Origin of the sequence: Mariprofundus ferrinatatus, from assembly GCF_002795825.1 — a bacterium.
GTDB classification, from domain to species: domain Bacteria; phylum Pseudomonadota; class Zetaproteobacteria; order Mariprofundales; family Mariprofundaceae; genus Mariprofundus; species Mariprofundus ferrinatatus.
Genome location: NZ_CP018800.1, coordinates 2,126,575 through 2,147,238, shown reverse-complemented (window position 1 = coordinate 2,147,238; position 20,664 = coordinate 2,126,575). Strand labels below are relative to the sequence as shown.

Annotated in this window: 16 protein-coding genes; 15 read left to right on the top strand and 1 reads right to left on the bottom strand. The window is 48.9% G+C overall.

Annotated features, from left to right (window positions below; all coding sequences use genetic code 11):
* Window positions 1–9: 9 nt before the first annotated feature.
* The 7 genes from Ga0123462_RS10545 to Ga0123462_RS10515 all read left to right on the top strand — a co-directional run bounded on the left by Ga0123462_RS10545 (window position 10) and on the right by Ga0123462_RS10515 (window position 8,851).
* Window positions 10–1,080, top strand: coding sequence for a radical SAM/SPASM domain-containing protein (locus Ga0123462_RS10545; protein WP_100266262.1), 1,071 nt, complete (start codon window positions 10–12; stop codon window positions 1,078–1,080).
* Window positions 1,077–2,363 carry a glycosyltransferase family 4 protein gene (locus Ga0123462_RS10540; RefSeq protein ID WP_100266261.1) on the top strand — a complete coding sequence of 429 codons (1,287 nt, stop codon included), beginning with the start codon at window positions 1,077–1,079 and terminating at the stop codon, window positions 2,361–2,363. The genes Ga0123462_RS10545 and Ga0123462_RS10540 overlap by 4 nt, the downstream gene beginning before the upstream one ends.
* On the top strand, window positions 2,360–3,523 hold the full coding sequence (locus Ga0123462_RS10535; protein ID WP_100266260.1) for an FkbM family methyltransferase: 1,164 nt from the start codon (window positions 2,360–2,362) through the stop codon (window positions 3,521–3,523). Before Ga0123462_RS10540 ends, Ga0123462_RS10535 begins: the two co-directional genes overlap by 4 nt.
* A complete protein-coding gene (locus Ga0123462_RS10530) occupies window positions 3,508–5,157 on the top strand; it encodes a B12-binding domain-containing radical SAM protein (RefSeq protein ID WP_100266259.1) in 1,650 nt (549 codons plus the stop codon). Before Ga0123462_RS10535 ends, Ga0123462_RS10530 begins: the two co-directional genes overlap by 16 nt.
* Before the next feature lie 76 nt (window positions 5,158–5,233).
* Window positions 5,234–6,868 carry a B12-binding domain-containing radical SAM protein gene (locus Ga0123462_RS10525; RefSeq protein WP_232726703.1) on the top strand — a complete coding sequence of 545 codons (1,635 nt, stop codon included), beginning with the start codon at window positions 5,234–5,236 and terminating at the stop codon, window positions 6,866–6,868.
* Window positions 6,868–8,061, top strand: a complete 1,194-nt coding sequence (locus Ga0123462_RS10520; RefSeq protein ID WP_100266257.1) for an FkbM family methyltransferase — start codon at window positions 6,868–6,870, stop codon at window positions 8,059–8,061. Before Ga0123462_RS10525 ends, Ga0123462_RS10520 begins: the two co-directional genes overlap by 1 nt.
* Window positions 8,054–8,851, top strand: coding sequence for a cephalosporin hydroxylase family protein (locus Ga0123462_RS10515; protein ID WP_100266256.1), 798 nt, complete (start codon window positions 8,054–8,056; stop codon window positions 8,849–8,851). Before Ga0123462_RS10520 ends, Ga0123462_RS10515 begins: the two co-directional genes overlap by 8 nt.
* A gap of 615 nt (window positions 8,852–9,466) precedes the next feature.
* On the opposite strand, the gene Ga0123462_RS10510 is transcribed toward Ga0123462_RS10515, so the two are convergent.
* The gene (locus Ga0123462_RS10510) at window positions 9,467–13,663 is read right to left on the bottom strand and encodes an O-linked N-acetylglucosamine transferase family protein (RefSeq protein WP_100266255.1); all 4,197 of its coding nucleotides are present in this window, start codon (window positions 13,661–13,663) and stop codon (window positions 9,467–9,469) included.
* Window positions 13,664–14,018: 355 nt separating this feature from the next.
* On the opposite strand from Ga0123462_RS10510, the gene Ga0123462_RS10505 reads away from it, so the two are divergent.
* From Ga0123462_RS10505 to fliT, 8 genes are all read left to right on the top strand, one after another.
* Entirely contained in the window at window positions 14,019–14,855 is an 837-nt protein-coding gene (locus Ga0123462_RS10505) for a flagellin (RefSeq protein WP_100266254.1), read from the top strand.
* A 97-nt stretch (window positions 14,856–14,952) separates the two neighbouring features.
* Window positions 14,953–15,321, top strand: a complete 369-nt coding sequence (locus Ga0123462_RS10500; protein WP_100266253.1) for a flagellar protein FlaG — start codon at window positions 14,953–14,955, stop codon at window positions 15,319–15,321.
* A 107-nt stretch (window positions 15,322–15,428) separates the two neighbouring features.
* Entirely contained in the window at window positions 15,429–15,824 is a 396-nt protein-coding gene (gene fliS, locus Ga0123462_RS10495; protein ID WP_100266252.1) for a flagellar export chaperone FliS, read from the top strand.
* Between the two features lie 397 nt (window positions 15,825–16,221).
* On the top strand, window positions 16,222–17,058 hold the full coding sequence (locus tag Ga0123462_RS10490) for a flagellin (RefSeq protein ID WP_100266251.1): 837 nt from the start codon (window positions 16,222–16,224) through the stop codon (window positions 17,056–17,058).
* Between the two features lie 97 nt (window positions 17,059–17,155).
* On the top strand, window positions 17,156–17,524 hold the full coding sequence (locus Ga0123462_RS10485; RefSeq protein ID WP_100266250.1) for a flagellar protein FlaG: 369 nt from the start codon (window positions 17,156–17,158) through the stop codon (window positions 17,522–17,524).
* A gap of 11 nt (window positions 17,525–17,535) precedes the next feature.
* Complete coding sequence (gene fliD, locus Ga0123462_RS10480) at window positions 17,536–19,920, top strand: flagellar filament capping protein FliD (RefSeq protein WP_100266249.1); 2,385 nt, start codon at window positions 17,536–17,538, stop codon at window positions 19,918–19,920.
* Between the two features lie 11 nt (window positions 19,921–19,931).
* A complete protein-coding gene (fliS, locus tag Ga0123462_RS10475; RefSeq protein WP_100266248.1) occupies window positions 19,932–20,333 on the top strand; it encodes a flagellar export chaperone FliS in 402 nt (133 codons plus the stop codon).
* On the top strand, window positions 20,333–20,650 hold the full coding sequence (fliT, locus tag Ga0123462_RS10470) for a flagellar protein FliT (RefSeq protein WP_100266247.1): 318 nt from the start codon (window positions 20,333–20,335) through the stop codon (window positions 20,648–20,650). Before fliS (Ga0123462_RS10475) ends, fliT begins: the two co-directional genes overlap by 1 nt.
* The last annotated feature ends 14 nt before the right edge of the window (window positions 20,651–20,664 follow it).

Sequence of the window (20,664 nt, the reverse complement as noted above, 5' to 3'; positions counted from 1 at the left end):
GAGCCATAGATGAAAGCGGCAATCAAGCCACGTATCAACCTGGATGACCGGACACCTTTGCAGGAGGTTATTCCGCTAGCTACGCCATTCGTACTGTTTGTTGATCCGGCCAGTGCATGCAATTTTCTCTGCCCGTTTTGCCCGACCGGCCATCGCGATCTTATCGAGCAGACCGGTCGTTTTCAGGGGGTGATGAAGTTCGACCTGTTTTGTAAGGTGATTGATGAGCTGGATGGGTTTGCTGAGCCGGTCAAGGTGCTGCGTATGTATAAGGATGGTGAACCGTTTCTTAACAAGAACCTGGCACGCATGGTGGCCTATGCCAAACAGAGCGGCCAGATCGGTTACATCGACACCACCACAAACGGATCTCTGATGACGCCCGAGCGGCTTGGGCCGGTTCTGGAGGCAGGGCTGGATAAGATCAATATCTCGGTCGACGGCATGAGCAACGAACAGTATAAGCGCTTCACTGGATTCGACTTTGACTTTGATGCGTTTGTTGAAAACGTGAAGTGGCTGGACGCAAACAGGGGCGATTGCGAGGTGGCGATCAAGATTCCGGGCGAACTGATCAGCGAAGCGCAGAAGCAGGATTTTTACGACACATTTGGCAACTATTGCGATCGAATCTTTATTGAGAATTTTGCTCCCTGCTGGCCTGAATTTGATGTTGAGGCCTTTACAGGTGTTACGATCCGTGAGGGAATCTATCAGCAGCCGGTGACGCCAACCGATACCTGCCCCTATATCTTCTACTCGATGTCGGTTAACGCCGATGGGCTGGTGAGCTCCTGTTTCCTCGATTGGGGTCGGAAGTTGCTGATCGGTGACGCCAATAAGCAGAGTTTACAGGAGATCTGGAATTCCGGTGCGATGAACGCGCTACGTAGACAACATCTAGAGGGTCGGCGCTGCGATAACGGCGTATGCAGTAAATGCGGCCAGCTGACCCATTGTCTGCCAGATAATATTGATGCCTATCGCGATGAGTTGTTGCCGAAATTGCTGAGTTATGCAGGCAGTGAAATCGACGATCGGGCGCCCGGAGGCGCTGCAGTTCAGTCAGTTGCTTCATGAGCCGAATTCTCCATATCGCCGCACACATGGGAGGCGGAGTCGGCCGGGCACTATCTGGACTCCTCATCGATGCAAAACAGCAGTCGTTACATGAGCATCATCTGGTCTGCCTGGAAAAGCCTGAAAAGCAGCAGTTTCTCGATCCTCTTGTGCATGCCGGATGCAAGGTCACTACCGCGCCGGATGAGAAGAGTCTGCGCTTACTGATCACCGATGCAGATATTGTACAACTGGAGTTCTGGAACCATCCGACGCTGCTCCGATATATCTGCGGTGAGCCACTGCCTCCTGCGCGGGTGGTGGTGTGGTGTCACACATCGGGGCTTCACTTCCCTGTGATTCCTGCCGGTTTGGTTGATCTTTGCCATCGTTTTGTGATGACCTCCGCCTGCTCGCTTCAAGCTGAAAATATATCGCAGCTGGATGCCGAGGTGCAGAGGAAGCTCGCGGTCATCTCGAGCGCTGCAGGCATGGAGCAGATGCCTGCGATCCGTCGCAAATCGCGGACCTCTCTACGGGCTGGCTATCTCGGCACATTGAACTTCAGCAAGCTGCACCCTGACTATATTTCGCTACTGGCTTCAGTTGATGATCCGACATTTTCCGTACGCATGGTCGGTGATGTGGCCAATCGGGAGATTCTCGAGAGGCGCTGCAGGGAAGTCGGACGACCGGCATTGCTGAATGTGGCTGGCTACTCCACTAATGTGACAGCTGAACTTGCTGAAATGGATCTGTTTCTCTATCTGCTCAACCCGACCCACTACGGCACCGCCGAGATTGCCCTGCTGGAGGCAATGGCACTGGGGGTTGTACCAATCGTGCTCGATCATCCGTGTGAGCGAGAGATAGTCGAAGATGGTGTGAACGGGTTCGTCGTGCATGATGGTAATGAGCTAGCCGAGCGCATTGCCTGGATTCAGGAGAATGACGAGGTGCGACTGGAGATGGCTGTGCGTGCCGCAAAGGATGTGCGCGAGCGCTTTTCATTTCCCCATCAGCGAGAGTCGTTTACCGCGCTCTACGAAGAGGTGATCATGATGCCTAAGCAGCGCTTCGATTATCGAGAGGCCTTTGGTGCTACTCCGGCAGAGTGGTTCCATGCCTTTGTTGCAGATTCCGCCATATACAGTGATGATGGAAGCATTGCGTTACCACAAGGATATCTTCGTCATGCAATGCTCGAACAGAAGAAGGGGAGTGTATTCCACTTTGCTTCGGCATTCCCTGAAGATGCACAGCTGGAGAGTTGGCGGCATGCAACTGAGAAGCGGCTACAGTGATCGAGCGTCATTTTCCTCTGCCTGATCCGGCGGCTTCAAATGTCTTGCTGAAGAGGATAGCTGAGGCAGAGCCGGTGGTGGCACCGCGCCCGGTTGAGTCTCCGCTGGTGCTCTACGGCGCCGGCAATCTTGGGCGCATGGCCAGATCCTATTTCAATTATCTCGGCATACCGGTCGAGGCAGTCGTCGATGCCGATGTTGCTGCGCATAAGAACGATCCCTTCTGGCTAGGCGTCTCGCTCTATAGTGCTGATGCGGTACCTGAAACACTTAAGCGGGAAGCGATGCTTGCAGTCTGTATCGCCACGCTTCCCATTGTTCCGCTTGAGCTGGCACTGCATGCAGCCGGCTGGCGGGATGTGGTGCCGTTTTACGATATCTGCGAGGCATACAGGGATCGACATCCGCTCGGCAACGGGTGGTTTTCGGGGCCATTGGAAGGCGATGTGGCCAAAATCACCACCATACTTGCACGTTGGGATGATGATATTTCACGGGCACATCACCTGCAGTTTATCGCTTGGCATTCGCTGCGCGAGGAGTGGAGCTTTGAAGGGGCACCGGTAACGACCGGCGACCGCTATTTCATTCCCGAACTGATGTCGCGCCTGAGGCCGAACGAATCACTGGTCGATGTGGGGGCACACCTCGGTGAAGTGAGCCGGCAGTGGCTGGATCGTATGGGGGATGTTCGTTCTATTACTATGATTGAGGCTGACCCGTTGAACTACCAGGCTTGTGCCGAATTGGCCGACACAGATGTTAGAATCAGTTCGTACTGCCTGGCAGTAGCAGAATTTAAAGGCAGGTCTGCATTCAGTGCGGGATTGGATTACGTTTCTCAACTCAATGTGCTTGGCAGCGATGAAGTAGAAGTCGTACGACTGGATGACTTGGCTATTCCTGAGGTGAATTACCTGAAGCTGCATCTGGAGGGTGGAGAGTTTTCCGCACTTAAGGGAGCAATAGAGATGTTAAAGATTCAGCGGCCTATTGTGGCTGCAACGGCATATCATAATCGGCTCGGCTTATGGGCTTTGCCATACTTGTTAGACGAGCAGCTGGAGAACTACCAGATGCTGTTCAGGCTGCACAGCTGGTGCGGCACTGGAGCAGTAGTCTATGCCATTCCGAGGGAGCGATTATGCCAAAGCAAGTAAATGTCCTATTTGTCATTCCGCCCTATTTCAATCTGGATGATTTTATCAGCAAGGATCGTACAAATGTTCTGCCTGCTTTTACCATGCCCTATGGCGTGTTATCGCTGGATGCCTATATCAAAGCGCGTTGCGAAGCATCAGTTGAAACCGCGATTCTTGATCTGAATGTGCCTCTGGCACAGATACTCGGGCAGCCAGGAGTAAGTCAGGATCAGGTATTGGCGATGCTGAATAATGAAGTGGCGAAGGCTTTAACTTGTTTTCAAGCCGATATCGTAGGGGTGTCAGCACTGTTCAACTCCTCCTTTCGCTATATCGAGGATATAGCCACTGTGGTAAAACAGGCGTTACCGAATGTCTTGGTGACAGCTGGAGGAGGACTGCCTTCCGCCGCATTCGATCGCATGTTGGGCTATTGCCCTTCGATCGATGCGGTTTGCAAGGGTGAGGGAGAGATCCCGCTAGCCGATTTAATTGATACTGATGACCGCAGTGCACTGCTGGAATCGCACCAATCTTGGATTACCCGTAGCGGCCTAGCTGTTGGTAAACAGCCGGGTCATACCTTTGTGCAGAATCTTGATGATATTCCACCGCTTGATTACCGGACGATCGATCTCAACCACTACAACTCCCGCTCAATCGATAAGCGCTATATCGGCATGAAGAAGCGGGAGATGGCGATCCATACCTCTCGCGGTTGCCCGTTTCTCTGTGTCTTCTGCTCTAATCCATCGCTGCACGGGCGGGCGGTGCGCACAATGTCAGTTGATCGTGTGGAGGCGGAGGTCAAACGCATGCGCGACGAGTTCGGGCTGACTGTGTTGATGATCGAGGATGACCACTTCTTTCATGATAAGGAACGCGCCAAGGATGTTCTGCGGCGCTTGATTGACCTCGATATTCGAATCGAGTTCCCCAATGGGGTGGCAGTCTATGCCATCGACGATGAGGTGGCCGAACTGTTTGCTAAAGCCGGGGTTTCAACCGTGGCATTAGCCGTAGAGTCAGGTTCCGATTATGTGCTCGATCACCTGATTAAGAAGCCGTTGAAGAAGAAGCTGATTAAGCCAGCTGTGGAGGCCCTTCGCAGGCATGGCGTGCAGAGCCATGTCTTTATTGTGATTGGTTTGCCTGGCGAGATGGATGAGCATCGGCAGGAGACGCTCGAGATGATGATTGACAGCGGTTTCGATTGGGCACATATCTATTGTGCAATTCCGATCTTCGGTAGCAGACTCTACGATATCTGTGCTGATAACGGCTACATCGAGAACAGCAACCCACTCGATTTTATCAATACCAAATCGGTGATTAGGGCGCCTGGCGTTGACCCGGATGCAATTGCCGATATCGCCTATCATATGAACTTGGTCGCGAACTTCGTTGAAAATCACAATATGAAAATTGAGAATTACTCTACCGCGATTAAGTACTTCAAGAATGTTTGTGAGAAATATCCAGATCACGCATTTGGCCAATATTTTCTGGGGATGGCCTGTAAATTGTCCGGTATGGATTTGGCCTCTGCAGACAAGTGTATGAAAAAGTTCAACGAGATTGTTGCCAGTGATGAGTGGTGGAGGTCCAAGGCTGTGAAATATGGTTTGCTTAAGTCGCCGGTAGAGGGGTAATCAGTTGGTGATAAACAGAGATACGAAGTCGAAGAAGACGCTGCTCATTAATTCATTTGGTGTCCCTTTGAAAATTATGGAAGAGATGCTCGATGGCAAGGCGAGAGATGTTCCGATATATATATCCTATCCACTCGGGGTGATGACACTTGCCGCGTGGTGCAAACAGGAGTTGCCGCATCACGATCTGCAGATCCTCGATCTGATGATGGAGCTTCATAAAGCGGTAAAGCGTGATCGGATTCATGGCACAACCATTGAAGAGTTTATCTCGATGAAACTGGATGCGGTTGGCTGTGCTCCCGACTTTATTGGATTGTCCTTGAACTTCTCCAATGGTCATTCGATCACATTGAAAGTTGCTGAAATGTGCAAAGCGAGGTGGCCAGAAACGAAAATTATTGTTGGCGGCATGCATGCTACGACGTTTAGTTCACACATCATTGTTAATGACAGTATCGACTTTCTGATCAGAGGTCCGGGAGACCTCTCATTCCCTCAATTGCTGACATGTCTTGAAAATGGTGATGATATCAGTTCCGTTCCAGGAATAGTGACCGGTTTGCACAATATCATGAATATGGGACAGGTCCTCTACGATCTGGACCGGATTCCGAGATACCCGTACGAATTGCTCGATATGGATTATTTGATGGCGCATGAGTCCACCGCTCCGATCAAAAAGGAAGGGGCCAGAATTGCTACAATATTTATGTCCCGGGGTTGTCCGTATCCCTGCACCTACTGCTCTGCAAGCAAGGTTCACGGCAAGAAAATTTATTTTAATAGCATCGCATACATGATGAGAGAAATTGAATATCTGATCAACGAATATGGCGTGAACCAGATTAATATTGTGGACGATCTCTTTGGTTCGAATAAAGAATATTTCTTCGACTTTTTCAAAGAAGTGAAAAGAAAGGAGCTAAAGTTTGATTTGAGTGTGCCCGCAGGATTGGCGGTCTCCGTGTTCAATGAAGAGATGATCGACACTCTTGTCGATCACGGGTTGGAAGCAGTGACGATTCCACTTGAGTCGGGCTCGAAATATGTTCAGCAAAAGATTATAAAAAAACGGGTAGATATCGAAAAGGCATTGAGACTCCTTGATTTCACCCGTAGTCGCGGCGTCTTTACCGGGGTGAATATTGTCATTGGATCGCCGGGAGAAACGCGAGAGTTGATGGATGAGACATTTGAGTTTTTGAGGACGGCGCCTGTAGACTGGATTACCTTCTTTATTGCATACCCGTATCCAGGAACGACGATGACGGATGTGTTGATTGAAAAAGGAGAGATTTCTGAGGAGAAGTTAATCGAGGTCTGGGATAGCTCGACTCAGGGGTTCAGGGAGCGGCCTTTCGATACCGAAGAGATTTCGGGCAAAGAACTTTTTGAACTTGTGTATGATTACAATATCAAACTGAATTTCTTCCATAACTATAATATCGAGCATGGCCACTACGATACAATTGTTCCCAAGCTGGATAAGATAGTGAACAACCATCCATGGCATATCGTTGCCGTTGCTTGTATTGCAAAATGTTATCACGAACTGGGTATGGATGATTTAGCCCAGGAATACGTAAACAGGATTCCCAAGCTTGTAGCGACAGAATCATTGTCAAAACAGATGTTCGAGACATACAGGCAGAACATTGAAGGGATGATCGAATCGTTCGCCGTCCTGCCATCGTGGAGTAGCCATTGATGGATTTTGCTAACTGCTATTTACAGCTTCGGAGAGCCGGCAGTCCGGAAGAGCTATGGCAAGTGTGTGATAGTATGGCCATGCAGCATCCGTTGTTCGTAAAGAACGACCCTGATTCATTGCTCGTTCATTCGGAAAATATCGTTCTTTATGGCGCGGGTCGTTTTGCCCTAAGTGTTATCAATGCCTGGAAAGCGCGCTATGGAATAGCGCCTGCCTATTGCGTCGATAGCAATGAGGAAAAGTGGGGTGGTGAGATTGCAGGTATTCCGGTTTGCAGCCCTGACAGTCTGTTCTCCGATCAACATGCTCCGCTTGTAGTGATTGCTGCGATGATTACCTCTGGAATCCAGGATATGCTTGATGCCCAAGGGTTTTCCTATCTATTTGCAGAACAGGATGGTTCTGTCGGGTATTTTTCCGGTCACTGGCTGTATCGGAACAGGGGCAAGTTTTCTGAATTGTTTCATCTGCTCGCAGACAGTGCATCACGTAAGATCTTAATGGATGTCGCAAAGGCCCGCATGTTCCAGCAATTTCATTTCTCAATGCCAGGAAACGTGTTGCTGGCGAACTCCGCCTGCTATCCGCAATACTTCCAGAAAGATATATTCAGCTTTTCAGAAGGGGAGTTGTTGATTGATTGCGGCAGTTTTGATGGCGATACTCTGCTTTCCTATTTTTCCTTCATGCAGGATTCCGGAATAGGGGCATTTAGCGCCATCGGCTTTGATGTTGATAAGGTGAATATCGCCGGGGCGATTCAATCGTTGAATAAATACGGGTTTGAGGATGTGGAGGTTATTCACTCTGCAGTCGGTAACACAGTGGGTCGATCCAAAGGTTCGGATTTTCATAACTGTAGGGATCAGGCTGTCGAAGGAGACGTTCCATCAATAAGCCTGGATGATTTCCTCGTAAATAGTTGCCCGACAATGATCAAAATGGATATCGAAGGCGCTGAACTGGATGCATTGGATGGGGCGAGGGAGGTCATCAAACGATGCAAGCCGAAATTGGCGGTTTGTATTTACCATCAGACTAGCCACTTGTTGGATATCCCTTTATTCATTCACGATCATTTTTCTTTTTATGATCTATTCATCAGGCATCATGCAGCTGGTTCGTTGTGGGAAACTGTCTGTTATGCAGTTCCGGCTTCTATGAAAACAAAGGAGATTAATTATGGATGAGAACAGGAAGTTCGAGCTATTTGTGCAGAATAATGTCAAGAAAATAGGGGAAGACCTATCTTTTATGAATCTCTCAAATAACTGGATTCGAGAAGCGGGTGGGCACCAATATGCATATAATTTTAGTTGGCTCGGACGTCCTATTATTCAGATCCCTCAGGATATTTACGCTGTTCAGGAGCTGGTTTGGCGAGTAAAACCTGATCTTATCATTGAAACGGGAATTGCCCATGGTGGCTCATTGATCATGAGCGCTTCGATGCTGGCTTTATTGGACTACTGTGATGCTGTGGAAGCTGGAACAGTACTTGATCCGAAAGTGGTTGGGCGCAAGGTGGTGGGTGTCGATATTGATATTCGGGCACATAATCGTAAGGCTATTGAAGCACATCCAATGGCACATAAAATTGAAATGATCCAGGGTTCTTCTATCGACCCTGAAGTGGTGACCCAAGTCAAGAATCTGGCCTCGAAATATAAACGGATCATGGTGTTTCTGGATTCAAACCATACCCATGAGCACGTGTTGGCAGAATTAGAGGCTTATGCGGAGCTGACAACTGTAGGAAGCTATTGTGTAGTCTGGGACTCAGGGCTGGAGGATATGCCGGAGGATTTCGTGATCGACCGCCCATGGGGTAAGGGTAATAACCCAAAGACTGCGTTGCTTGAATACCTTGACCGTTGTGAACGCCGGGGGGGTAACATCCGTTTTGAAATCGACAAGCAGATCGAGCACAAAATTGTCTTATCGGCATCGTGGGACGGTTTTCTAAAACGAATTGATTAAGGCTCTTTATGCTTGCCTGTTTATAGATTGAATGATGATTGGCGCCGAGAAATCGCTCCATAGGCAGCTTTAATTTTTCGTTATCAAGTGGATTATAGTTTAATCAGCTGTGAGCTCTTTCTTTGTGATGCTTGCACCATTAGCCCGTAATGAACTGGCCCTTATGGATCGAGAAGAACAGTTGGCATTTAGTACTTCCTTGAGATACGCAGCGATGAAGCTTTCGGCCTATCCATTCTGCCAAGTCTTGTCTGGATCAATGCGGGCCACCAGGGAAGTGCTTATTTTCATGCAGCTAAGCTACGAAAGCAGTGAATTGGCTACCACGCTCCAACACCATTGCGAGTAGGTTCCGTTCACCATCCATAACCTTGAATGATGGCTCCAGTGGCGAGCCGATACAGAAGACAAAACCTCATCCTTTACCAATAGATCCTGAAGCCTGTATTCGTTCTTCTGCCTGTCCTCGGCGAAGTTAATGCGCCATAAAGTATCTTGTGTGCAGTGTTGGATTTTATCGCATGCGTTTACGCTTACTCCAGCTTGCTGCAAATTTATGCTCTTTTCAGAGCCTTTGCACTCGCCCAGTACTTTCTTGTCGCCACTTATCTAGGGTTATCGATTGATTTCTGCAAGCCAAGCATGCCAATCGGTCCAGATGCTTTGCAATGCTTTGGCTGCATGTGCAGCGGTCTCAATGCCGCACTGAGCACAGTTGATACTTATCATCATTGAATTGGGGTTGAACCCCTGAAGTGGAGCGTGATCGAAAGCAATCTTTTCTGGAATCTTAGAGAAGTCGATGCTTAGGCTATGAATTTTTGCTAGTTCCTTTATCTCCGTGAGAGTTTGTTCATATCTATGAGGATTTATATTTATGCTCCCAGCCATGGCATTCAAAAGGGCAGGGGGATCGAAGTTGATCTCTGCGTCATCTGGAAAGAATATTTCTTTATTCACAAGCAATTCTCTCGCCATTAGCACAGGCAGCATTGTTGAGTCTGTTATCTGTTCTTTACAGAATTTTCCATAGTCGATGGTTCGTTTGCAGCCATTTTGCGTAAACTCTATCTGCTGGGGAAGTTCTGCATTCCATTGCGTTAATTTTTCTTTTTGGTCTTTATTCAGCAAATGCGACCACATATAGCTAGACCCAGCACTGTTTTTGGAGTTGCCAGATAGAGATAGGGCTCTATCGGTGTAGCAGTATTGGTCTGAAAAATATGCATTTAGAATTGCTGAGGATGCATCTGGGTTCTGGGTTATAAAATAGCGCCCATGCATCGATTTTATCTTGTCAATTATCTTTCGATGTACGAAAGAGTTGTAGAGGCCAGGGAGGTCATCATAGACAATTTTGTGAGCACAGTACTTCTTTAGCATCTCCCTAGAGTTCATCAGGCTGATGCTTTTCTCTCTCAGAGAGGCGTGAAGCCTTCCCCGCTGGAAGGGGACGATAGAGTTAGACCACCAATAGACTGCTTTTCTCCATGTCACAATGTCACTTTGATATTTTCTGATTAATGCATCTGCAATGACGAGAGCATCCGGCATGATGGCATCATCGTCGCCGAGAAAAAATACATATTCGCCTTGGCTATGACTAAATCCTAGCTCCCAGTTCTCATTCATCGGTAACCTTTCCGATGAGCGGAAGTACTTGATTTTATCATCGCTGAAGGAGGAAACTACATTATAGGTATCCTCTGAACTGAGGTTGTCCATGACGATGATCTCATAATCATCGAACTCCTGCTGATTCAACGCACTCTCAATCGCTGACTGCAACGTGTCGTGGCGTTCCCTAGTAGGAATGATAATGGAAAACCTCGGTGCTCTCAGGGTCTCAAAGCTTTTGAACTCACCCGCATTCTTGGCGGCCAGAAGTTTCTCTCTATATTTTAACTCTTCGTTCGGGAGCCCTAGATTGGAAAGCTCAGCATTAAGCTGAGTCAGGTGTTCGAGGCTCGAAGAGAACGATGTTGGGTTTATTAACAACTCTGCTTGCGCGAGTGCTTGGGCCAGCATCCATTCGGCAAGGTTGTTGTGCACAGTCTCACTGTCGTGTTTCTTCGACATTGGCAGGAAAGGCTCACTGGCCGTGAATTCTTGGAGGGTTTTTATGCCTTCTGCGACCATCTCTGATGCCTGCTTGGCGGCATTATAATTTCCTAGTTCAGAGGCAATACGTACAACGGTGGATAAACGTGCCGTGTTGGATAGGAGCCCTTCCGTATTCAGCAGAATGTTCAGGGATGCTGACAGAAAGGCATAGCGTTGCTCTGTCGTGGTATCACTTTGGTTTGCCATGGCGTAGGCGCATAATGCGGCTTGCACCAACTCCCACTCTTTAGAAACCTGTTGCGCCTTAACCTGCTCTATCCAGCGAGGTAATAGCCCGTCGGCGAAAGGGCGGTGTTCGATGGCGTTGATCCAGTATGACTGGTCATCAGGCAACTCAATTGATTCCAGCTCCTGTTGGATCAGGAACCCTTCCGAGGCAAGCGCATCAGCTCTCTCCGGCTTACAGAAAAACAGCTGTTGATGCCACGACCCAGGTGAATAATCCTCCGTTATAGCTATTAGAGTGTTCAACCCTGGCAGCAGGCGATAGGGAATATATCCAAGTTGTTGCATATGCATGATAAGGGAGGTGTTAATGCCCCCCTTGTCGATGCCATGGAGCATCACAACCGGAGAGCTGTCAGCCGGGATATCCAGCTTGTGAGATATAGAATCGACCCCACCTGATGGGTGAATGATGATATCGATGCCGCCCTGCAAGACGGCAGACATGTTGTTGCCGCTTTCGATTTGCAGCCAATCAAATTCATTTAGTCTTGTGCTCTCTTCCAGGAGTTTACGCTTACTGGCATCGCTCTGCAGCGCCAGTACTTTGCCTGCTTCCCCTACCTGTTTCGCCAGGCTTAAGCAGAAACAGCCATACTCCGGACTTAAGTCCAGTACTCGCATACCCGGCTTGGTGATCAGGCGCAAAAAGCGCAATTCATCTTCATACCAATCACCCTGCTCAGATAGTACATACGTTGTTATCTCGTTAAGGTCCTGAGGCACCATGATAGAAATATCATCGTTCATGGTGGCTGCGACCGCCTTCGTAAAGGCCGCCTCCCCCATTTTCTCCTGCCAGGCCTGTAGAAAAAGGTCTTCCATCTGCCGGGTAAACTGATCCGGCTGATGAAGGCTGGAGTGCTTGAACAGGGCAGGTAAAACTTTCCTCAGCATGGAAAGATTTTCCGGTTGCCCCGCTAACTGTACGGCCTTTTCAACATAGGAGTCTACACTGTCGGTAATCGTCTCCTCATAGCCGATGTTTTTCAGAATAGAGTAGGAGACGCGCTGTGCATGTGTTTTGCCGATGATTGTTACAACAGGTGCGCCCATAATCAGGGAGTCGCAGGTGGTCGTCGTGCCGTTGTAGGGGAAGGTATCAAGTACAATGTCGATCTCATTGTACTGTAGCATGTGTTCCTTGTGGCTATCCACATATGGAAGGAACAAAATGCGTTCCGCTTCAATGCCGTGGCTCGCGAACTCACGCAAGATATTGTCCAGGATGATAGCACCTCCGGACTCGACACTTCTTGCTTTCATTACGAACTTTGAACCGGGAACACGGTTCAGGATTCTGCTCCAAGCCTCAATGGTCTGAGGTGTCAATTTTCTTAAATGATTTAGAGAACCGAAGGTAATAAAACCATTACGTTCAACAGGAGCACCATTGGCTGGTGGTGGAGCCAGTTGTGCGCTGTAGCAGAGAAAGCTTTGTGGCATGTAGAGAAGTTTTTCCACATATCGTGTTCCCTCATCACACTCTGCAAATCTGTCTGTAATACGATAGTCAACTGTCGGCAGGCCAGTTGTATTTGGATAACCAAGGTAGGAGATCTGTACCGGGGCCGGTTTGTAAGCCAGGGAACCCACCCTCGAGTTGCTCGTGAACCCACCTAGATCAATAAGAATATGGACTCCGTCAGTATGAATATGCTTTGCCAATTGCCCATCGTTTAGGTCTGTGATATCGATGAAATGCTCAGCATGTGTACGGAAATATCTAGTCATTGAATCTTCTTTTTCTATATGGGCGTAGCAATAGACCTCAAACTTTGTTTTGTCGTGCAGGCGAATGAGCTGATGCATAAACATGCCAACAGGATGTGCATTAAAATCAGCTGATACGTATGCAATTTTTAAGCGTTCGTTGACTGAAGGTGCAGGGGTGTTAGAGGTGTAGAACGGCTGCACGCTTCCAACCAGGTTGTCTCCCCAGTTCCTATGGATATTATATACTATTTCTGACGATAGACTTGGGATAGTGCATAATTCAATGAACACGGCTGAAGCTAGCGTGGGGGTCATTTTACCATGATGAAGAAGCTCGATGACCTGGGCTTGTATTTTTTCCGCACGCTTCCAATCTAAGACAGCAAGATAGCTCCTGAAAGCCAGAAGCAGTTCATCGGCACTCAGGGGAGCACGGGCAAACTCATGGGCAAGTGTTAGCATCTGATCGAAATCCTCTGCATCTCTATAGACGCCCCACAATGTCAGGCGCGCACTAGGATCCCGAGGCCGCACTTGTAGAACTTTTCTGAGAGCCTCTGCAGCTTCGCTATAACGCTTGCGAACATAGTACACGTATCCAACTTGGAATAGAAAGTCAGGGTCTTCTTTGTTTTTGGGGAGTGCATTATCACAGACCAGTTCTGCATTGTTGATGTCACCACTCTCCATGTATTTGCGAATTTTTTTCGTCAGCTTCAGTGCGGACAATGAGTTGGTTTTGGTCATGTGTATATCTCCCACAGGTGGCAGTCAGCCCAATCCCTTAGGCACTGTTGCGAAAACACAAAGCAAGAGAAGGGCCACCCTTTGTGGCATTGGCTACTGAAGCCGGAGTGCCCTTGCCGATCAGTGGCTACCATTTGAATATGCACTAAAGCACCAGGCTGTCCTCATAGCTCTATCAATAAGCATCACGATACAAGTTGCCACAGGAATCCATAAAAAATTAAAGTTAAAAATTTCTCTGGCGATAGATATTTGTGCCGGGAGAAAGAACCTTCCCGGAAGAGCCAAGGCTCGAACGTAACAGGGCATGATGTCGTTACGAAAAATATATAAGAAACACTAAGGAGAGAATATTATGGCAATGTCCGTACAAACCAACATGGGTTCAATCTCAGCCCTGAAGAACATGAACATCAACTCGTCAAACATGAACAAGTCACTGGAGCGCCTGTCTTCGGGCTTCCGGATTAACTCTGCATCAGACGATGCAGCAGGTTATGCGATTTCAGCCAAGCTTCAGGGCGAGAAGGGTAAGCTGGAAGCAGCTTCTCAGAATTCACTTCAGGCAACCGCCATGGTGAAAACTGCTGAATCTGGTGTAAATGAGATTGAGAACATGGTTCGTCGTTTGCAGGTTCTGGCAACTCAGGCTGCAAGTGCGAACAACGGTGCAAATGAGCGCACCAAGCTGGCTGGCGAGGCCGCTAACCTTCTTGGTCAGATCGACAAAATCGCCAACGGTGTTAACTACAACGGTACCAAGCTGCTCGACGGTTCCGGGGCTTCAACTACCACCTTCCAGGTTGGCGCTGCAAACAGTGCTAATGACCAGGTGGCGGTTGATTTCAGTGCAGACTTTACCACAGCCACAACCGGCCTGGGTATTGCTGCTATTGACCTCACTACTGCATCGGGTGCAGCTACAGCTATTGACACCCTCAATACTGCACTGGACGGCCTGACTACAGACCGTGCTTCGTTTGGTGCTGCTGTGAACCAGTTGAGCTACGTAAGTGCTAATCTGGCGACTCAGATGGAGCAGGTAAGTGCCTCGATCTCAACCATCAAGGATGCCGACATGGCGAAGGAGATGGCTGACTTCACGAAGTCTCAGGTTCTGGTGCAGGCCGGCACATCGATGCTGGCTCAGGCCAACCAGTCTTCGCAGAACGTTCTTTCACTGTTCAGGTAATCAATCAGCTTGATCCATGAGTAGAAGGAGAGGCCGGTTGAGGCGAAAACCTTTGCCGGCCTCTTTTCTTTCAAAACCCAAAAGGAGGTAAATTGTTATGAGTGCAATCAATATTAATAATATTGCTTCATCAACAGCTACTTCTAGTGCCATAGGGACAGCGGCGCAGCAAAAGCCCCTTGTTGTAAGCAATTCGAAAGATTTGGATAAAACGGTACAGAAGCAAGACGCACCTGTTGATAGTGAGGCTGTTAAGGAGGCTGTTGCGCAAGCGAATGCCAGATTAACAGCAGCTTCAAGCGAGCGGTTGAGCTTTGGTTATGAAGAGCGTTTGAACAGGCTCTATGTGCAGATCAAGGATAACGCAACAGGCGAAGTCGTGCGGGAAATACCGCCCAAGAAGCTCATTGAGCAGCAGGCCGCCATGAGTGAGATGATTGGCATGATCCTTGACAAGAGTGTTTAAGAGAAAGCATGGATAGCTCAAGAAGAATGTCTGGCTTGATGGCAGGTTCATGCTCAGGACAACAAAGAAAAGTAGCGCCTTCAAATCAGGAATAAGAGGAGACTATCATGACAGGCTATAAGCAATATCGCGGAGTACAGGTAGAAGGGGCAAGCCCTCTGGAGCTTATTCTTTTGACTTATGATGTTATGATTAAATCCCTGAGTCTGGCCAAACTGGCAGGGAAAGAGAACAATAAAGCAGCAGAGGCGGACCAGCTTTCACGTGCGATTGCAGCGCTGGTTGAGCTTGTCACCAGCCTCGACATGGAGAATGGAGGCGCAATAGCAGCCAGTCTGGGCAGCCTCTACACCTATATGAGCCGCAGAATCCTGGAAGGTAGCGCCGGTGACACAGCCGCTGCCATTGATGAGGTGCTGTCATTGGCAAACACCCTGCGGGAAGGGTGGCAGGGCCTAGCCGACGCCAATTCAGCCCCCCAGCGAAGACAGGTTAATGGCTAAAAGATAATCAACACTTTTCACGCTGCCTGCTTCTGATAAAGAGCATGTGTCGACTTATACGGCAAGGAAAGAGGCAGAAGCTATCAACGCTATAGTACGAATATGACCAAACCTTCACACAGCTGAAGGTGACAAGAGAAGTGCCAAGCGTTTCCTGCAGGCAGCGTCCAATGGTAAGCCTGCATTTGCAATAAAGTATCAGGTTACTCCATAACCCCAAAAAGTATCGCGATACAAGCTGCCAGAAATTTCTGAAAAAATTTAAAGTTGGAGATTTCTCTGGCGATAGATATCTGTACCGGAGGAAAGAATCTTCCCGGAAGAGCTCAGAGGCTCGAACGTAACAGGGCATGATGTCGTTTACGTAACCTATTATACATACTAAGGAGAGAATATTATGCCAATGTCCGTACAAACCAATATGGGTTCCATTTCAGCCCTGAAGAACATGAACATCAACTCGTCAAACATGAACAAGTCACTGGAGCGCCTGTCTTCGGGCTTCCGGATTAACTCTGCATCAGACGATGCAGCAGGTTATGCGATTTCAGCCAAGCTTCAGGGCGAGAAGGGTAAACTGGAAGCAGCTTCTCAGAATTCACTTCAGGCAACCGCCATGGTGAAAACTGCTGAATCTGGTGTAAATGAGATTGAGAACATGGTTCGTCGTTTGCAGGTTCTGGCAACTCAGGCTGCAAGTGCGAACAACGGTGCAAATGAGCGCACCAAGCTGGCTGGCGAGGCCGCTAACCTTCTTGGTCAGATCGACAAAATCGCCAACGGTGTTAACTACAACGGTACCAAGCTGCTCGACGGTTCCGGGGCTTCAACTACCACCTTCCAGGTTGGCGCTGCAAACAGTGCTAATGACCAGGTGGCGGTTGATTTCAGTGCAGACTTTACCACAGCCACAACCGGCCTGGGTATTGCTGCTATTGACCTCACTACTGCATCGGGTGCAGCTACAGCTATTGACACCCTCAATACTGCACTGGACGGCCTGACTACAGACCGTGCTTCGTTTGGTGCTGCTGTGAACCAGTTGAGCTACGTAAGTGCTAATCTGGCGACTCAGATGGAGCAGGTAAGTGCCTCGATCTCAACCATCAAGGATGCCGACATGGCGAAGGAGATGGCTGACTTCACGAAGTCTCAGGTTCTGGTGCAGGCCGGCACATCGATGCTGGCTCAGGCCAACCAGTCTTCGCAGAACGTTCTTTCACTGTTCAGGTAATCAATCAGCTTGATCCATGAGTAGAAGGAGAGGCCGGTTGAGGCGAAAACCTTTGCCGGCCTCTTTTCTTTCAAAACCCAAAAGGAGGTAAATTGTTATGAGTGCAATCAATATTAATAATATTGCTTCATCAACAGCTACTTCTAGTGCCATAGGGACAGCGGCGCAGCAAAAGCCCCTTGTTGTAAGCAATTCGAAAGATTTGGATAAAACGGTACAGAAGCAAGACGCACCTGTTGATAGTGAGGCTGTTAAGGAGGCTGTTGCGCAAGCGAATGCCAGATTAACAGCAGCTTCAAGCGAGCGGTTGAGCTTTGGTTATGAAGAGCGTTTGAACAGGCTCTATGTGCAGATCAAGGATAACGCAACAGGCGAAGTCGTGCGGGAAATACCGCCCAAGAAGCTCATTGAGCAGCAGGCCGCCATGAGTGAGATGATTGGCATGATCCTTGATAGGAATGCCTAGGAGCTTTCAAAATGGTGAGTAGCAGTAGCATATCAGGATTATCGTCAGGCATTGACTCGGCAAACATTGTCGATCAGCTAATGAAGATTGAGGGTAGAAAGGTAACCCTCTTGCAAGACAAGCAGGCTGATGAGTTGATCAAGCAGAGGCTCATTAGTCAATTGGACTCATCACTCTCATCACTGCGTTCCAAGTTTCTCGAACTGGCTAACCAAGCTAATTTTCTGGTAAACCAGTCAACGCTTGGAAGCAATACCGCTACCAGTGCAGATTCACTACTGACTGTAACACCTTCATCAAGCGCTGCAGCGGGCAGTCACACCATTAAGGTAAATCAGCTGGCTGCCGCTGAGAAACTGGGCTCAAGCTCAGCCGTCAAAGACTCTACAGGCACTGCTATTACCAGTGATACGGCTGGGCTAGGCTATACAGCTGGCACTTTTACCATTCAGGGTAAATCCGCGAGTGCAAAAACCATCAATGTGGCAAGTACGGACTCACTTCGAGACATAAGGGATAAAATCAACCAGTTGAATACGGGCAGTGATGCCACTGGCGTGAGCGCAAGCATTCTCAAGGTTGGAGCCAGTGATTTCCGTCTGATTCTGGCCGCCGATGATACCGGCTTGACCAATGGTGTGGTAAATCTTGCCGGTACAGATCTGGATGCGGCTGGAGGTCTTGCCAACCTGCAGCTTGGTGCTGCTGCCCAGGGTAATGCAAGGCAAACCCTGCAGGCTGCGGCTGATGCCTCTATCGATGTGGACAACCTTACAATTAGCCGTGAAAGCAACTCGATCAGTGATGCCCTTGCCGGCTATACGCTTGATTTGAAAAGTGCCGACCCAGCTACAACCATCACAGTGAATACGTCTGTTGATACGGCGGCGGTGAAGGGGAAGGTTCAAGCGGTTGTAGATAGCTACAATGAGGTCATGGACTTCATCAATACGCAAATGACTTTCAACCCTGATACCAAGACAAGCGGCCCCCTTGCCAATGAGTCCTTATTACGCCAGGTCAAGTCTCAGCTAGCTGGAAGCCTGCTTAGCACTGTTTCGGGTCTGGCCAGCGACAGAAATAGCCTGGCCATGATCGGCGTAGAGCCGGACAGCAAAGGACATCTTGGCATCAATTCATCCAGACTGGATAACCTTCTGAGCACAGATCCTAACTCCGTACGGGATCTTTTCGCAGCAAGCGGTACGAGCAACAATTCTGCCTTGGAATTCCTAACATATGGAGCGAACACAGTAGCTGGCAGCTATGCAGTGAATATTACAGCTGCTGCCCTGCAGGCGACAGTCACTGGCACAACGGACCTTTCGGGCGGACTTGCCGGAGCCGAGCAGGTGACCATTACAGATGGATCAGCTCGCCAGGCTGTAGTGAACCTTACCAATGGTCAGAGTTTGAGTAGTATTGTTTCAGCTCTTAATGCTGAGTTTACTGCAACCTATACAGAGCAGCGCCAGATGAGCACGGCTCTGGTCACCGGCCTTGGTACGCCTGCCACCAGCGCTTCGCTGTTGCAGGATTTGACCGATGGCGCCGGTGGCAGCCTTGGAATTGTGGCGGGAGACACCATTACTATTGGCGGCACAAACCGATTCGGCTCTGCAGTTAACTATACTTTTACTGTTGCGGATCCGGCAACTGACACTATTGCGGATCTTTTGGCCTCCATTCAGGTGGAATTTGGTCAGAATGTTGCGGCCAGTTTGAATGCATCAGGACAGGTCACCATTACTGACAATCAGTCTGGGGATAGTAATCTTACACTCTCTATGACCGCTAACAATGAAGGCGGGGGATCCCTTGCATTCGGAGCTGATACGGTTGTTCAGGAGGGGCGTCATGCCATGCAGCTTAGCGCTTCCGCTTCCGGAAACTTCCTGCAGCTGCAGAGCAATGATTATGGATCTGCGGAGAGCTTCACGGTTGCACAGTCCGCCAATAACCTGGGCATTATTGACCAGACATATGCTGGTCAGGATGTAGCTGGAACAATTGGTGGCATTGCTGCCACAGGAAATGGACAGGTACTTACCGGAAGCAGCGGAAATATTGATGGCTTATTGCTGGCCTACTCCGGAACAGCCACAGGGGCTGTTGGTACTATGTCCGTGAACCTTGGGCTTGCAGCCCAAATGAGCAGCACTCTGGAGGCTTATACGTTTCCTGTTACCGGTCTAACTCAGATGAGTGTTGATTCATCAGTTAGTACATATGACAGTCTACAATCACAGATTGACAGCCTTACCTTGCAGTTGGACAAGGAGCGGGAGCGCCTTATGAGCCAGTTCTTGGCGATGGAACGGTTTATGTCTCAATCCAATGCCACAGGAGCGTGGTTAAGTCAGCAGATCACTGCAATGAGTGCGAACCAGAGATAGAGGAGAATTCTATGACAGGGTATCAAAAATATCGCGGTGTTCAGGTAGAGGGCGCCAGCCCACTTGAGTTAGTGCTTTTGACTTATGATGTTTTGATCAAGTCACTGAACCTTGCCAAGTTCGCAGGTAAGGAGAAAAACTATGTCGCTGAGGCACAACACCTTTCTCGCGCAATAGAAGCACTTGTCGAGCTTATTACAAGCCTAGATTCAGAAAATGGCGGAACAATCGCTAGCAGCCTGGGCAGTCTTTATGCCTATATGAACCGAAGGCTAATGGAAGCTAGTACTGGCGGTGATATTGCAGGAGCCATTGATGAGGTGTTGGCACTTGCAAACACCCTTCGCGAAGGATGGCAGGGGCTGGCTGACGGTGATTCATCCTCCCAGTCAAGACAGGTTAATGGCTATTAATGATTGATCATCATATTTCACATTGCCTGCGCCTGATAGAAAGCATGCAGCGCTTTATACGGGCAGATAAGTGGCAGAAACTGTCAACGCTTGAGTCTGAATATGAGCAAACCTTCATGCAGCTGAAAGCGGGGGTTGCTGCAGACGATATGGATAATACTGCCCTGCAGGCCATGGTACACCTTGATCAGCAGCACCGTCGGCTGCAGAGGCTTGTGTCGCATAGATTAAAAGAAACAGCTGAAAAACTTTCTGCTGTTGAAGGCGCCAGCAAAAGACTAAACACCTCCAGTCAGGTGGCCTCTATTTTGAGCTGACAGCCCCGACCTGC

Excerpts from the sequence above, each read along its gene's own strand:
- Ga0123462_RS10545 (WP_100266262.1), top strand. The coding sequence starts at position 10 with ATGAAAGCGGCAATCAAGCCACGTATCAACCTGGATGACCGGACACCT.
- Ga0123462_RS10540 (WP_100266261.1), top strand. The coding sequence starts at position 1,077 with ATGAGCCGAATTCTCCATATCGCCGCACACATGGGAGGCGGAGTCGGC.
- Ga0123462_RS10530 (WP_100266259.1), top strand. The coding sequence starts at position 3,508 with ATGCCAAAGCAAGTAAATGTCCTATTTGTCATTCCGCCCTATTTCAAT.
- Ga0123462_RS10525 (WP_232726703.1), top strand. The coding sequence starts at position 5,234 with ATGGAAGAGATGCTCGATGGCAAGGCGAGAGATGTTCCGATATATATA.
- Ga0123462_RS10520 (WP_100266257.1), top strand. The coding sequence starts at position 6,868 with ATGGATTTTGCTAACTGCTATTTACAGCTTCGGAGAGCCGGCAGTCCG.
- Ga0123462_RS10515 (WP_100266256.1), top strand. The coding sequence starts at position 8,054 with ATGGATGAGAACAGGAAGTTCGAGCTATTTGTGCAGAATAATGTCAAG.
- Ga0123462_RS10510 (WP_100266255.1), bottom strand. The coding sequence starts at position 13,663 with ATGACCAAAACCAACTCATTGTCCGCACTGAAGCTGACGAAAAAAATT.
- Ga0123462_RS10505 (WP_100266254.1), top strand. The coding sequence starts at position 14,019 with ATGGCAATGTCCGTACAAACCAACATGGGTTCAATCTCAGCCCTGAAG.
- Ga0123462_RS10500 (WP_100266253.1), top strand. The coding sequence starts at position 14,953 with ATGAGTGCAATCAATATTAATAATATTGCTTCATCAACAGCTACTTCT.
- fliS (WP_100266252.1), top strand. The coding sequence starts at position 15,429 with ATGACAGGCTATAAGCAATATCGCGGAGTACAGGTAGAAGGGGCAAGC.
- Ga0123462_RS10490 (WP_100266251.1), top strand. The coding sequence starts at position 16,222 with ATGCCAATGTCCGTACAAACCAATATGGGTTCCATTTCAGCCCTGAAG.
- Ga0123462_RS10485 (WP_100266250.1), top strand. The coding sequence starts at position 17,156 with ATGAGTGCAATCAATATTAATAATATTGCTTCATCAACAGCTACTTCT.
- fliD (WP_100266249.1), top strand. The coding sequence starts at position 17,536 with ATGGTGAGTAGCAGTAGCATATCAGGATTATCGTCAGGCATTGACTCG.
- fliS (WP_100266248.1), top strand. The coding sequence starts at position 19,932 with ATGACAGGGTATCAAAAATATCGCGGTGTTCAGGTAGAGGGCGCCAGC.
- fliT (WP_100266247.1), top strand. The coding sequence starts at position 20,333 with ATGATTGATCATCATATTTCACATTGCCTGCGCCTGATAGAAAGCATG.